Source organism: Nonomuraea sp. MG754425, assembly GCF_021699195.1.
Taxonomy (GTDB): domain Bacteria; phylum Actinomycetota; class Actinomycetes; order Streptosporangiales; family Streptosporangiaceae; genus Nonomuraea.
In genome coordinates, this window is sequence record NZ_SSXE01000571.1 from 1 (window position 1) to 307 (window position 307).

Here is a 307-nt window from a genome sequence, read left to right on the forward strand (position 1 = left end):
GCACCAGTGGTACGCCAGCATGCAGACGCTGATCACCAACGGCCCGGGCCGGACGATCCCGCCCGGCCTGCCCGACCGAGCCGCCGCCTTCTTCGGAGCGCTGGCACGCTACAGCCCGATCATGGACCACATCGGACGGTCCGTCTTCGGCGACGGCACCCGGCTGAGCCAGGAAATGCCCGAAGAGACCCGCGCCATCGAGGCATTTCTCCGCCACACGGCCGCGGTCCAGGAAAGCCTCCCGCCCGAACGGCTGCTGATCTTCGACGTCCGCGACGGCTGGGCACCGCTGTGCCGCTTCCTCGAT

Annotated in this window: 1 protein-coding gene; it reads left to right on the plus strand. The window is 69.4% G+C overall.

Annotation, left to right across the window (positions count from 1 at the left end):
- On the plus strand, nucleotides 1–307 hold a 307-nt coding region (locus FAF44_RS56650), incomplete at both ends, for a sulfotransferase (protein WP_308193560.1).